The 13,027-nt window shown below is 58.4% G+C and carries 7 protein-coding genes and 2 pseudogenes; 3 read left to right on the top strand and 6 right to left on the bottom strand.

Features of this window, described 5'->3' with window-relative positions:
- Positions 1–39 precede the first annotated feature (39 nt).
- Positions 40–135, bottom strand: a pseudogene (locus ACZ1JM_RS15700) (IS6 family transposase); the annotation flags it as partial.
- A gap of 359 nt (positions 136–494) precedes the next feature.
- Here ACZ1JM_RS15700 and ACZ1JM_RS15695 point away from each other — a divergent pair.
- Complete coding sequence (locus ACZ1JM_RS15695; protein WP_465133293.1) at positions 495–1,190, top strand: helix-turn-helix transcriptional regulator; 696 nt, start codon at positions 495–497, stop codon at positions 1,188–1,190.
- Positions 1,191–1,300: 110 nt separating this feature from the next.
- Here the strand turns inward: ACZ1JM_RS15695 and ACZ1JM_RS15690 are convergent, their stop codons facing one another.
- Complete coding sequence (locus ACZ1JM_RS15690; RefSeq protein ID WP_465133292.1) at positions 1,301–2,209, bottom strand: ornithine cyclodeaminase family protein; 909 nt, start codon at positions 2,207–2,209, stop codon at positions 1,301–1,303.
- A gap of 411 nt (positions 2,210–2,620) precedes the next feature.
- On the opposite strand from ACZ1JM_RS15690, the gene mhpT reads away from it, so the two are divergent.
- The gene (gene mhpT / locus ACZ1JM_RS15685) at positions 2,621–3,832 is read left to right on the top strand and encodes a 3-(3-hydroxy-phenyl)propionate transporter MhpT (RefSeq protein WP_465133291.1); all 1,212 of its coding nucleotides are present in this window, start codon (positions 2,621–2,623) and stop codon (positions 3,830–3,832) included.
- A 307-nt stretch (positions 3,833–4,139) separates the two neighbouring features.
- Here the strand turns inward: mhpT and ACZ1JM_RS15680 are convergent, their stop codons facing one another.
- From ACZ1JM_RS15680 to ACZ1JM_RS15665, 4 genes are all read right to left on the bottom strand, one after another.
- Positions 4,140–5,627, bottom strand: a complete 1,488-nt coding sequence (locus ACZ1JM_RS15680) for a S10 family serine carboxypeptidase-like protein (protein ID WP_465133290.1) — start codon at positions 5,625–5,627, stop codon at positions 4,140–4,142.
- Between the two features lie 258 nt (positions 5,628–5,885).
- Positions 5,886–8,102 (bottom strand): prolyl oligopeptidase family serine peptidase, encoded by a 2,217-nt coding sequence (locus ACZ1JM_RS15675; protein WP_465133289.1) that lies wholly within the window; start codon positions 8,100–8,102, stop codon positions 5,886–5,888.
- A 107-nt stretch (positions 8,103–8,209) separates the two neighbouring features.
- The gene (locus tag ACZ1JM_RS15670; RefSeq protein ID WP_465133288.1) at positions 8,210–10,456 is read right to left on the bottom strand and encodes a TonB-dependent receptor; all 2,247 of its coding nucleotides are present in this window, start codon (positions 10,454–10,456) and stop codon (positions 8,210–8,212) included.
- A 336-nt stretch (positions 10,457–10,792) separates the two neighbouring features.
- On the bottom strand, positions 10,793–12,040 hold the full coding sequence (locus tag ACZ1JM_RS15665; RefSeq protein WP_465133287.1) for an aminotransferase class V-fold PLP-dependent enzyme: 1,248 nt from the start codon (positions 12,038–12,040) through the stop codon (positions 10,793–10,795).
- Positions 12,041–12,312: 272 nt separating this feature from the next.
- Between ACZ1JM_RS15665 and ACZ1JM_RS15660 the strand changes: the two are divergent.
- Positions 12,313–12,462, top strand: a pseudogene (locus tag ACZ1JM_RS15660) (OPT/YSL family transporter); the annotation flags it as partial.
- Positions 12,463–13,027 lie beyond the last annotated feature (565 nt).

The following is a 13,027-nucleotide window of genomic DNA, read 5'->3' as shown; positions in this document are numbered from 1 at the left end:
CAAGCTCATTCAGGGCGGCGCCGTAGGAGCGCAGCCCGTTTCGCCATTCACCTTCACGTACATTTCGTCCAGGTGCCATCGCCAGTGGCGGAATCCTTGCATGCGGCTCACCCGCTTGCGCCGGACCTCACCAGCTGGTGCATTTGGTTTGACAGAGCCCACTCGAATTGCTGGAGCGCCGTATGAACGAACGCATAGCGCAGCAAATGAGGAGTTAAGAGAGCGTCCAGCGGAGCAATGGATCTGGCGCGAAGCATCCGTTCCACTGGCTCAGGCCTCATTCGCGTGCGAAACCGCATACATGTAGCTTCCCCAGGTCTCGTTAGCGAATAATGTCTTGGATCCGGATTGTACCTGACAAGCACCATGATCCGCTCTGCGGTTCGACCTAGCGGCATCTTTCAGGAAATGCCTGTCGCGCCGGTGCTTTGTATCCTCTACGGGCCTAAACATATCTTGCGCGACACCAAGACCGACTGCTTGAGGCATAATAGATGGCAACCACCAAGAAGAAGCTCGTTCCGCCGCCAGAAGCGCTCGATCCATTCAGCGCTTATTTTTCAGTGGGCGAGGCATTTGCGACACTTCTGCATCCATTTGCCGAAGTCGTGCTCCACGATCTGCGGACCGGCCGTATCGTGCGGATCTGGAACAGCTTCACGCAACGTCAGGCGGGAGATCTATCGAACTTGAAAGGGGCGAAGGACGCGTTTCCTAAAGAAGAGTCTATCCTAGGACCATATGAGAAAGCCTTGCCATCACAGGGGCGTACCAAGTCTATTACCGCGGGCCTCCGCAATGCCGAAAACGAGCTGATCGGCTTTCTATGCGTCAATCTCGACGTCAGTGTTCTTGACAGCGCGATATCGATGATGGCGAGTTTCGCTTCGACGGAGCTGAAACGGCCCGAGCCTATTTACCGCAATGATCTTCAGCAGCATGTCAGTTATCTGGTTCGAGATTATTCGCTACGCGTCAACAAGCCGATCGAAAACCTCACACGCGCTGAGCGCGCCGAACTGGTGCAAATGGTCGATCGTGATGGTCTTTTCCAAGCACGCCACTCGGTAACGCACGTCGCCAATGCCATGAAAATCAGCCGCGCGAGCGTCTACAACCTCCTCGGAGAGATTAACAAGGATAGTGACAACGCAGTTGCCGAGCCGCTCATGGTCTCCCCAAAGACCTAGGTTGTCCGGTTATCGAGGCGCGGCAAGGGTAGTGTCGATGACGAGTGCAAGCCGCGATCGAGCATGGCCACGCCAACGAAGCCGCCCTCCGCACCTTGTTTAACCAGCACTCACCACGGCAAGCGCCCGTGCCAACGCATGGCTGAGGTCAACGCAAAGGCATGCCCTGCAACCGCGATGTCCTGCGCAACATGACCTAACGACTTATAGATGGTAATTTGGTCCGGCCCATCCCTTCCAGTGGCTGCTCTGGTCAGAACTTCGCCGATCTCGCCAGTAATGTGATCCTCGCCGACGATTCCGGCGGCGATAGCGTCTCGAAGCTCGCCAGCTTGCGACAGCGCATTTGCGCGCGAGTCCACTATATATCTCGATCGCCTGACCGCCTCTACATCAACCTCGCGAGACCTAGCTGTACTCGCTCCGATCAAATTTAGGTGTTGGCCCGGCTCAAGCCATTCGCCGCGCACGACGGCCGTGTCCGAATGCGTCAGCGTGCAGACAACATCGGCGCCAATGACTGCCGCTTGTGGATCGTCGACAACCGTCACTCTGTCGAAGCCTTGCACATGATTGTCCACGAAGTGCTCCGCTTTGTTCCGATCTCTGGACCAGATGCGGAGTTCCTTGAACGGACGCACCGCAGCCATCGCCTCGATATGGCGACTTGCTTGCGCACCAGTTCCCAGCAGGGCGAGTACATTTGATTGCGGACGAGACAAGGCATCTGTTGCCACCGCTGTGGCCGCAGCGGTCCGAAGAGCCGTCAGAGCGCTCGCCTCAACGATCGCAAGAGGTCGACCATCGACGCTATCGAAAAGCAACATGGCGCCCTGGTGCCCTGAAAGACGCCCCCGGGCCGCCGGCCCAAAAAGGCTTAAAACCTTGATACCGAACCGATTGTCGGAGAACAGTCCCCCTGGCATGAGCGCCATCGCTCCACCGCTTTCCAGTTCTTCTACCCAACGATGGGGTGCCCAGCTTCGAGCGGCTGACACCTTTATCATGGCAGCCTTCACCAGCTCGATTGCGTCATCCATCGATACAAGCATCGTCAGGTCGGCCGATCCAATGACATCGATCGTGCAGCGAGTGGAGCGCGATCCAACTTCACCATCATGCACGAAAGTATCAGCCCGAACGTCCATTTATCCCCCTTGCACTTTTCACGCCGGCTACGATGAGCTCCAGGCGCGCCATGTCGATACATAAAACGTATATAGACAGTTTGTCATTTTCCAAGCAGGATCCTGCAGGCGCCGGGCATCTGCAATTGCCTGCCTGAAAAGCAAGCGAGATTAAGCGACCGCTTAACGTTAAAGGAAGATGATCCTTGAAGAATCCAAGGTCGCTCTCCTTCCCTCGACCCGTCCAAAGCAAAGTGGAACGAATTAGATGATCCGAAGCGCGGCCATCCCGAAAGCGAAAGTATGAGATTTCAAAAGCCGAGTGCGGCAACGATCGTCTTCATCTGCTTTCTCATAGCGGTGTTCGAGGGTCTGGATATCCAGTCGATGGGTGTCGCCGCGCCGGGACTTTCCCGCGAGTTTGGTTTCTCGCCGGTAGAAATGGGCATCGTCATGAGCGCAAGTACCGTCGGCCTGATGATCGGTGCGGCATCTGGTGGGAAGCTCTCAGACGTATATGGCCGCCGCACCGTTCTGTTGATGTCGATGGTCATGCTCGGGCTGTTTTCGCTGGCGACCGCGATGGCATCGGCATTTCCGCTCTTAGTCGCGGTCCGCATGCTTGCCGGCCTCGGCCTTGGAGGCGCGTTCCCCAACCTGATCGCGCTGACCTCCGAATCCGCTCCTCCCAGGTATCGCGCCACGGCACTCAGCTTCATGTATTGCGGCCTCCCGATCGGAGGCGCTGCCACAGGGGCGCTCTTAGGTTTTCTGGGTGGGGCGGAGTGGCGAGCAGTGTTCTGGGCGGGCGGAGTGGGACCGCTACTGCTCCTGCTCCCGATCGCCTTCGGGCTGCCAGCGGCCAAGCCGAAGGTCAACCGAGTTGGCGCCGATGTTGCGCCTCCATCCGGCCCCCGGTCCACCGCAAAGCTGCTGGGGTCCCGTTCGGCGGTCACGTTGCGACTATGGCTTGCCTATTTCTTTACGCTTCTAGTCGTCTATCTCTTGTTGAACTGGTTGCCATCATTGCTAGTGTCGCAAGGCTTTTCTGGCACCGAGGCAGCCAGATATACCCTAATCATGAACGGCGGTGCGGTGCTGGGAAGTCTCGTACTTGGGCGGCTGATCGACACCATCCGACAGCGCATCGTACTGATTTCAGCGTATTCAGGCATGGTGGCGGCCTTGCTCATTCTTTCTCTTGGGCCGAACGACACCTTGATCCTTGGCGTTTTTGCCGCAGGCTTTTTCGTGATTGGCGGCCAACTCGTTCTCTATGCCCTTGGCCCCATGACCTATCCTCCAGAGATACTCGGCGCCGGAGTGGGCGCCGCTGTTTCCATTGGACGAGCGGGTTCAGTGGCGGGACCACTGCTTGCAGGCTTGATCATCACCGCAGGAGTAGCTCCCGCTCTCGTGCCTGCGCTAGCCGCCCCGGGGCTGGCCCTGGCGCTTATCGCCGCCTTGGGAGTGATCCGTCGATTACCTGATCAACAACGCAGGTCCGTCAGCTGAGACTGGGTAAACCCGTTGGTTTGATCCGTCGTGCGAGGTCGATTGTAGGGCCACCGATCCCCGAACGGATAGGCGGGAGCGACCCACACCCGCAGCCAGCAAGGCTCGCGCAAATCTACGAACGTTCATTGTGCGAGCCCTGCAAGGGCTGGCTTGCTCGCTTCGCGCTTCGTCAAAGTTCGCATGACATGCCCTTATACGCCAGTACGCTAACGCGAATGGTGGCATTTCGTCTAGATTACTGCTTGTCCCAGGATTATTACGCCCACGCACGTTCTAAATAGCGGAAACACTTAGGGCTTGTGTTTTACTGCCTCGAAACCACTTGCCTGATAAAAGCAGAAATATCGTTGAGCAGAAGCCCTCCGGCTTTGGGATCTCGATAGATGATGTGGCCACTTTCGTAGCACTTCACCGACATCCGCGAGCCTAAGGCAGTTGGAAGGGTCGCGGCGGCAATGGCGTCGCCTTCGCACATGTTGAGGGGGTCATAGCGCGCCGTGGCGACAAAGACGCGCATGGCGGGATCCTGCTTGAGCGCATTTACGATCCAGGGCGGATTGGCTTGCGCAATCGGCGTCACCTCGCCCGTGCGCTGAAATTCCGCGATGACGTCAGGTGTTACTCCCGCCTGATTGTACGTCCACTGGGCACGGATCGAGAGCGGTTTTCGACCACCGAACGGAGCATAGCCGTCTTCGAAGCCAGCGTAATTGAGATCCGTGGCATAGCCAAGTTCGCCGCGGATGTGGTGATCAATAGCTTGGGCCAAGCCGACATCGCCGTCATCGTTGGCGACCTGTACGCGAGTATCCTCCTCGCTCATGGCTTTGTTACCTGAGGGATCGAGATAGTGGCTGAGATACTCACCGACATAGACCACGAGCGTCTTGCGATCGATCTGCTCCGGCCTGATCCCGGTGTAGCGCGCCAGATCCTTGGCGATCACCTCGCGCTCGTCCGTTGACAGCTGCGAGACTTTCTCGAGAGCCGGCATATAAACATACCGAGCCCATTTCACCGCCGCCGCCATCGTCGCCTCGCGATCGAACAAGAGGTCGGCATCGAGCCGCTTATAGTGAAACGCCGTGGCCGTTCGCGCCGGCACGTGCATCGCGTTGTAGAATGCCGTAGATTGCGGAATATTCGGAATATCGCCCGACAGCATGATCGCGCCTGCGACCGTTTGATGGGTGGCGGTCAGCGCGTCCGCCACCGCCGCGACGCGAAACGCACCGTAGCTGCCGCCCGCAAGGAAAAGGGGTTGATCGTTGGCTCCGAAGCGCCGACGATAAGCGCGGATGAACTCCACCGTCGCGCGGATGTCCCCTTGCATGTTCATGAAGTCGCTCGCGAACTCCGGCTTCGTGGGGCGCGAGAAGCCGGTTTCGACCGCATCCATGAAAACGAGGTCCGTGTCGGCAAGCGGAGTGTCGGGATTGTCCACCAGCTCCGCCTTGACCCGTCGCCGTGGACCCAGCCCGTCCAGATTGAAGATCGAGGACGCGACCAGCGGCCCGCCGTTCCAGGCAAAGGTGATCGGACGCGGTGTGCGAGATCCTTTGACGACATAGGCGACAAAGAAAATGCGCCCGCGCAGCTCGCCCGTCTCGGCATCGCGGATCGGGATGCGCCCCGCTCTTGCCTCGTATGTGAGCGTGCCCGTCTTCGTCCTGACCCGGTGTTCGCTTACCACCGTGGCTTCGTCGTCTGTGGTAAGAGGCGGGAGGATCCGGTGATCTCCGATGACGCGAGTGGGGGACGCTTTGGTTGCCGACGCCGACCCGCTTGCCATGACCATCAAGAACGACGCCAGAACTATGCGGCCCAGCCAAAGGCTGCCAAGCCGCTGAAGACGATCTGCGCACCGCCCTCTTTCATCATCTGCGCAAAGACCAGATCGACGCAGCGGCTGTTCAAGCATCTTCATGGTACATTCCTGGCTCGCATCTTATCGGCATGGCCGGATCGTCATCCCGCAAAGCCAAGCTCTATCTTTGCAGATCAGACACCAACGGATTTATGATCCGGCGATCGTCAATCTTCATCGATCCTATTTTGCCATCAAGCTGTCGATGAAGAACGTCACTTGTGCGGCAAATTCCTTTGGATTTGCCAGTGGATTGGGGAAGCCGTGACCTCCAGTCGGCCCTTCTAGCAGCAGTGAGTCAGCCCCAACGCTTTGCAACTTCGCCGCGAACCGACGGCCGTAACCAGGCCCGACCTGACCATCCACCGTCGACACCACCGTCAAGACATGGGGATATTTCGTTCCGGCCTTGATGTTCTGATACGGTGAGTATCCCAGCATGATCGGGACCTGCTTGGGATCCTTGGGATCGCCCGTCTCGGTGGTTTGGCCGGCATCGATGATGCTGCCATCGTCCACGCCGCGAAAAAGATCGGTAAAGGGCACGCCGACAATGGCCGCTCCAAACAGATTGGGTTGCTGGGTCACCATGTTGGCGGACAGAAACCCACCGAATGAGCGCCCAATGCTGCCGATCTTGCCGGGCGCGCTGAAGCCGGAGTCGGCCATGTCCTTGGCCACCGCCGCGAAATCGTCGAACGTACGTTGCCGATTTATGCCCTTAGCCGAAATCGTCCAGGCGGAGCCTCGGTCGCCACCACCCCGGATGGCGGCAAGTGCGAATGCTCCCCCTCGCTGAAGCCAGGGCACAAGGCCAAGACCGAGCTCCTGTGAAAAATAGCCTGGATCGGCGTTTATGCCGTAACCGCCATAGCCGCTTAAGATCACGGGCACAGGGCCCGGCCTTGGCTGCCTGGGGCGCACCAGATAGTAATCGACCATGGTTCCGTCTTTGGAGCGGGCCGAACGAACTTCGGATACGAACTTGTTGGCATCCACGATGGCCTTGCCGCTGAATAAGGTGACGGGAGCGCGCCCCGCCATGATAAGGCTTATCTGCGCAGGCTGGAGAAAGCCGGTTTGCTCCACGATCAAGCCTGATCCCAAGGGGTCGCGACTGAGTATCGTCATCGCCACCCCCGCCGGTGCGGACAGCGAACGCGTGATCGACCAGCCGCTCGTTGTCGGACGTGCCATCACGAGCGTTTTTTGAAGATTGCGCGTCTCGACAAAGGCGATCCCTTCGCCATTACCAGCGATACCATAATAAGGATCGTTGACGTAGGATCCGTCGGCGGGCGCGAATACCTTGGATACGCGCTTGCCTTGGGGCGCATCGAGGTCATACGCGATCAGCGTGTCGGCGGCATAGCTCACGCCCTCCACGACCGCCGCCTCGGCGAGTTGGACGACGAGCTTATTGCCCGTTACGAAAGCCGTGCCAAAGTTCTGCAGCTTGGTCGGGAGATCGAGACGAGTGATGGACCTGTCCTGGCCCACCAGATCAAGCTCGAAATTCGAATAGTCGATTACACGCGTCAAAAGAGCCCGCTGGCTCTTTCCACTGCCGATGGTGGTGGCGCTCACCATAGAGTCCGAAGGCTTGGCCGAAAAGACCGGTTTCGCCGAAGTAATCGGTGTTCCACGCTTCCAGGCTATGACGTTCTTCGCGAAACTGCTCGCCAGCTGATCGCTCGGCTGGCCGATGTATCCGATGACGATGGTATCAGAATCAAGCCACGCAAAATCGCCCCGTGTCGGCGGACTGTGGAACCCGCCCTCGACGAACTTGCCCGATGAGAAGTCAAATTCCCGATATTCGACGAGCGACGTCCCACCGTTGGAGAAAGGGATCAGGCAGCGGTTGAAGTTTGAAGGAAGGCATTGCGCGTTCAAATTGAGAAACATCACTTCATAGGCGGTCTTGTCAGCCGCGTTCATCGCGGCGACATCCAGCGCGAGCTTCCATGCAATCGGACGCTTGTCACCAGCCGAAGGGCGTGGAGCGACGAAGAACGCGCCTGACTTGTACTCGTCATCTCGCACGAAGCGGACGATGTTGTTCCCCAGCAACGTGAAGCTGGGTGTCGGCGAACTTGCCGCGCGCGCTTGTCGGATTTCGGCCTCGACCTTGGCGAATTCGGGGCTGGAGCTGAGCCGGCGCATGGTCTTGGTGGACTGTTCGGCCGCCCATGCCTGGGCTTTGGGGTCGTTGGCGTTGGCCAGCCAAGTAAATTGGTCGGGCGCGCCCAATGCCGCGGCGGTCACATCCTGCGCCAAAACGGACGATGGAACCAACGCAAGTGCGCTCGCGGATACCGCTCCGGCCGCAAGCCGTAGCGCAATACGCAATTTTCCATTCGCATTTACCGACATGCGATCCGCCGAATGAACCATCATCAACCTTCCAGAAAATATCGTCCCCAGTAAACAACCGGCGGCCGAATCGTCATTGCTGACAATTCCAGCCGCGGAAGCTGGCACATCGGAGGCGCCAGCTGTGTCGGTCAGAACTTCTGGGACAAGCGAATACCGTAAGTCCGTGGTTGGATCACATTGACCACGAACGGATTGAAGAAACTGTAGTAGCCCTGCGCCGTCGCCGAAATCGCACGCTTGTCAGTCAGATTGTTGATGTACAAGTTTAACCCATATCGATCCGTCTGAATGCCTGCACGCAAATCAAGCGTTGCATAGCCCGGTACCGTGTAGGGTTCGGCAGTAGAATCCAAGGTCGAACTCTTGTAAGCATAGGTTGCACCAAGGTTGGCGCGAGCATTATCACTCACGCGCCAAGTGTAGCTGGCATCGGCAGTTGCGGTCCACTTCGGTACATACGGAAGACGCTCGCCCTTGAGCCTGCGTACTTCAGGTGCATCTTCTGTGAACTTGGAGTTGGTGTAAGCCGCATTTACGCCCACGATCAGGCCTTTGATGGGCTCGATCGACACCTGCACTTCGCCACCTTGGCTACGTGCGGTGCCGCCATTACCCGTCACGCCGAATGGGCCGATAATCAGGACTGTCTGGATATCACTCCAGTCTATGCGGAAGAGATCCGCATCGACCACGATGCGCCCGCCCATTAGCTGGGTCTTTACACCGGCTTCATAGCTCCAGATATTGTCGGATACGAAGGTCGGTGCCAGGTCCGCCGGAGCGCCCGGCGGCAGGCCTCGCGCACCACCGGGACGGTAACCGCTGGCGGCACGCAGATAGAACATCAGCTCTTGCGAGGGTCGCCAACGCGCGCCGAACTGATACGTGTCCGAATTTTCGCGCGATGAGGTTCTGATCGTTTCAGGAACGAAAGGTCCACCGAAAAGGCGGTCCGCAGACGTCAAGACGCTCTTCTGATCGATGCGACTGTGCCGATAGCCTGCCGTTAGATCGAGCGTGCTTGAGAGATACGCGGTCGCGTTGACGAAGCCGGCATACTCATCGAGCGTGGACCGCAAGTCGTTGAAGCCCAGCGAACTCGCTGTATCGTCCCGTATGCCAGCGGTCGTGAACTGGATGTAGTCAATGTTAACATTGGCCTTGCCATGCTGGTAGAATGCGCCAGCCTGGAATTCGATCGACCCGATGCGCTTCGAGGTGAAGCGAAATTCTTGTGAAAACTGCTTTTGACCAAGCTCGCTCTCGTAATTACCAGGCGTGGCGTAGTCGACCGGACCGCCCGTACCCGCGTAATTGTAGGTCAGGTCGTTTTGAGCGCGTGGCACGACATTGGAATAGCCGCTCGATGACAGGAAGCTTCCGATCGACGTGTCCCACTTGAATGTCGCCGAGTACACTTGGCTGTTCACCCGGAAGCTTTCGGGCGAGAAGCGCGCTTGCTTGTACTTCCCGAATAGCGGTTCGGAGGTCTGCCAGTCCAGATCCTCGGCAGTAAACCCATGAACGATCGACTTCTGTATCGATGCAGTCAGGTCGACCGTAAACGTATCGGTCGGCTTCCAGTAAAGTGCGCCGCGAACACCCCAGGCATGCCCGCCGTTCACATCCTTTTCTGGAAAAGGACCGACATCATCGATGAAGCCGGCATCGCGCCGATAATACCCGCTGACGCGTACCGCCAGGGTGTCGCTTAGCGGCGTCGATCCCGAAGCGCGCAAAGTCGTGCCGAATTGCCCATGCTCAATCTTGTTGACCTCTTCGGACATGTTGAGTTCGGACTTGGTCAAGCTGGGCTTGCGAAGGACGTACTTGATCACGCCACCGAGCGATGACGCGCCATATAGCGTCCCCTGCGGCCCCTTTAGCACCTCTACTCGTTCTATATCGTTGGGGTCGAGGTCCGGAGAGTTCAATCCGCTCCGCGAAGCGCTGCCCGAACCGCTGATCGGTACGTCGTCGACATAGACGGACACCGTTCCTGCCGCGAGCAGCGGCGGGATACCGCGGATCGCGACCGATCCGGTGCCCGGCGCTCCACCAGATTTGAGACTGATGCCCGGGGTCAGTGCCACGAAGTCTGCCAGGCTCTTGGCGCCACGCTGCTCCAGCTGGGTGCTCGTAACGACCGATATGCCTTGCGGAACGGTGCTGAGGCGCTGCTCGCGTTTGTAAGCGGTCACCACGATATCGGCGGGGATCGCGTTCGATTGTTCTGCCGACGTGTCATTTGCAGGCGGGACAACGGCGGTATCGTCAGCGGCGACCTGTGCCATCGCCACAGACGGGAAGATAGCCGCAGAGGTAACTAGCAACAGGGCTTTACTCGCCCGCGCGCCTCCGAACGACAAAGTCATCTTGGCCCTTCCGAAGGCAGCTCGAAGCATACGGTTTCCCCTAATTTTCCCTGGCGGGTCAGCATGTCGTTCTGTCGACGATAAACGAGTCCCACGAGCACATCCTCGTGACAATCTATTTCGACGTCAAGTCTATTTAGCTGTTTTGTCTAAATGGAGAGCAAAGCGTTACTCATGCCGCATGGTAGGTCCGCTCCAGCTAATTAGCCTGACCCTGGTGAACGGAGCATCATGGTAGTGGAAATTTGGCTTTAGGTGACGACTGGTCAGGGTGAGACAAGGCGAATTGGCCTGCGGAGAGCCGCTTACGCACACTCGCCTTCGCCCCTACAAGCATCACACCGTGCCCAACACATCGATAAGCGCGTCGATGTCGCTCATGCCGTTGTGCACTGAAGGCGAGACGCGGATGCTGTTATCCGACAATGTGACCTCGATCCTCGCGGCTGAAAGTGCGGGCTTCGCACGCTTTCCAATGCCTTCCTGCGAAAAGACCAGATACGGACCTTGAAAACCCCTCGGCGTAATAAGCTTGAAGCCCAATGAAGGCATTTTCGCTTCGAGGCGCGACAGCATGGCACGGCGATGCCGATCTATCGCCGGAACGCTCAATTTGTGGATGTATGCAAGGGAAGCAACAGCGACTGACAGCGCGTTCCAGTTCGGCGTGCTGACTTCGAACATACTGGCCGTATCGGTTCCAAGTTTCCAGGCGCTGAGGTTGGGCGCGGCATCATAGGGGTATGTGAAGGGCTTGTAGGATTGGACACCTCGCCAGCCGAGCTGAACGCGCCGCAACGCAGGGAGCCGATCGGCGCGCACGTAGAGGAAGGCGCTTCCGAAATCTCCCATCAGCCATTTGTACATGCCAGCGCAGCAGAAATCGACGCCGCTGTCCCGCACGTCGAGCGGCACCGCGCCCGCACCCTGAATGACGTCGGCATAGACCAGGACGCCCTTGCGATGCGCGATATCGCATAGGCGCTTCAGGTTATGTTTGTAGCCGGTGGAGCTGGATATCCACGAGACGGCGATGAGCTTGATGTCGGGCGTGAGTGCCCTGTCCAGCTCATCATAATCGATCTTCCACTCCTTGGGCTGCAGCGTGACAAGCGGCATGCCGTTCTTGTGCTTCTCTCCATATCGCGCGAGCATGCTGGACTGATGGAGAACGTCGGTCAGCACGCCCGCTCCCGGACCGATCCCAACCGCCGCGCCGATCAGGTTTTCCCCTTCCAGCGTGCTGGGGACAATCGCGATCTCGCCGGGGTCGGCGTTTATGAGCTTCGCATAAAGCGCCACGGCTTGATCGCGATCATTGTCGAGGGGCCAGCGCCGTCTGGCGTTGTAGAGCCGGCTTGCACTGTAGCGGCGGCTTGCCTCCGCGGCTTCGACCGACATCGGATGCGTATACGCCGCGTCGAGAAAAATGCCCTTGATCGGGAAGTTGGCCCGATCGGGTAGCGTAATCACGCCGGAGCCGGATCGATCGGCAACGCTTGCCGCCGCCGACGTGCTTGCGGCAACGATCGGTGCGATCAGAGGCAACGCTCCGAAGCTCTTGATGGCGTGGCGACGATCCATCACTGATGAACTCCTTGCAAGGCGGGCGTCTCGCGCCGAATGGTTGTGCTGAGTGGCACGAAATTGCAGCGTTGATTAGCGTGACGATCGCTTCCTTACAAGAATTCGTATAAGTGGACGTTTTGTCCAACCAGCTAGACGTCGTGGAGCAAACCGCATGAGCAGACCGTCAGCGACCGGCAAGTTCGAGCAAACTACGCCAAATTCACAAAGCCAGCGCTCGTGGAGGGCGCGCGGCAGATGCGCGCTGCTCTTAGCTATGAGTGCCATTGATGACGCAATCTTCCCAACCAATTGCCGAGCTTACCGTCAGAAGTATAATGCTCGGCGGCATCATCACCCAGCTGTTCACTGCGGCGCACGTCTACCTTGGGCTCAAGGTCGGGCTGACCTTTGCGACTTCGATCCCCGCGGCAGTGATATAAATGGCTGTGCTTCGATACCTGCCGAACGCCAGCGTTCTCGAGAACAACATCGTCCGAGTCAGAAGTCAAAATCGTCGCCATCGGCCATGTCATCGACCTTTCCCGCTAAGCGCGAGAGCGGATAGGAAGCCATCAACCCTGGCTTCAAGGGCCTCCATCGGAGACGCCAGCAACGTGACACGCTCCACCTCCATGGAGGCACCGTCATCAGCATGCATCCATCAGGAACCCTGTGCAGACGCCAATCCCAGGCTCCTTTGTAGGCAGGGCTTTAGTCTTGTTTCCTCTCTCTTCTTTTTTCCCCACCTTCACGGCACGAAAATGGGGGAGAGACGACTCCGAACCGACGCCGCCTCTCCCCGTGAAATGCGCTGCGATCAGTGCGCATGGAACATCGCATCCCGCGCCCTGACCAGCGACCGAAATTCCCGACACCCGATCATCCCGTGCGCCTGGGCATCGTCATCCATCAGCAAGGCGGCGCAGAACCACTTCCCATCTACCTGCTCGCAGATCGCGATCCGACGCCGTTCCGATGCCCTGATACATGCTCATGATGACC

The organism is Novosphingobium sp. BL-S-24, assembly GCF_055521575.1.
The sequence above is the reverse complement of the archived record's forward strand: the minus strand, read 5'-3'. Positions and strand labels throughout refer to the sequence as shown.

Bases quoted from the DNA above. Each gene is read 5' to 3' on its own strand.
- mhpT (WP_465133291.1), top strand. From the start codon at position 2,621: ATGAGATTTCAAAAGCCGAGTGCGGCAACGATCGTCTTCATCTGCTTT.
- ACZ1JM_RS15665 (WP_465133287.1), bottom strand. From the start codon at position 12,040: ATGGATCGTCGCCACGCCATCAAGAGCTTCGGAGCGTTGCCTCTGATC.
- ACZ1JM_RS15695 (WP_465133293.1), top strand. From the start codon at position 495: ATGGCAACCACCAAGAAGAAGCTCGTTCCGCCGCCAGAAGCGCTCGAT.
- ACZ1JM_RS15680 (WP_465133290.1), bottom strand. From the start codon at position 5,627: ATGGCAAGCGGGTCGGCGTCGGCAACCAAAGCGTCCCCCACTCGCGTC.
- ACZ1JM_RS15670 (WP_465133288.1), bottom strand. From the start codon at position 10,456: ATGACTTTGTCGTTCGGAGGCGCGCGGGCGAGTAAAGCCCTGTTGCTA.
- ACZ1JM_RS15675 (WP_465133289.1), bottom strand. From the start codon at position 8,102: ATGATGGTTCATTCGGCGGATCGCATGTCGGTAAATGCGAATGGAAAA.